The sequence below is a fragment of the Nocardia testacea NBRC 100365 genome (assembly GCF_000308775.1).
Taxonomy (GTDB): domain Bacteria; phylum Actinomycetota; class Actinomycetes; order Mycobacteriales; family Mycobacteriaceae; genus Nocardia; species Nocardia testacea.
Genome location: NZ_BAGJ01000207.1, coordinates 1 through 489, shown reverse-complemented (window position 1 = coordinate 489; position 489 = coordinate 1). Strand labels below are relative to the sequence as shown.

General features: G+C 56.2%; 1 protein-coding gene. It reads left to right on the top strand.

The window, feature by feature from the left end; all coding sequences use genetic code 11:
- Positions 1-192: 192 nt before the first annotated feature.
- Positions 193-489, top strand: a 297-nt coding sequence (locus tag ON38_RS25480; RefSeq protein WP_039827553.1) for a TauD/TfdA dioxygenase family protein, incomplete at its 3' end; no start/stop codon positions are given.

Below are 489 nucleotides of genomic sequence, written 5' to 3'. Positions count from 1 at the left end.
TAGTTCTGTCCTGCCGAGCTCCTGGACCGGGCCGTGGAGGGCGGGTTGGAGCCCGCCAACCGCTGATCCCTCTCCACGCGGGCCGCGCGTCGTGTCCACGCCACTCACAGCGCGCCCTGTGGGCCGCATCGCGGGCGTGGTTGACCGTTGCCTATGACGCACTCGATCGGGAGTATACCGAGGAATAAAAATATGCATATCAGACGACAGCAAGATGCCAAGTTCGGTGTTTCTGTTGAGGGCTTTGATGCCTTGTCTTCGAGCGACGAAGACGTGGACATTCTCAGACGGAGCGTCTACGAACAGAAGATCGTTGTTTTGAAGAATCAGAAGCTTACCCCATACCAGTTTGTTGCCTTGGGACAGCGGTTCGGTGTGCCCCAAGTGTATTACCAGCCCATGTATCATCACCCCGAGGTCGAGGAGATCTTTGTATCTTCGAACGTGCATCACGACGGTAAAAGAGTGGGTGTTCCACAGACCGGTAAA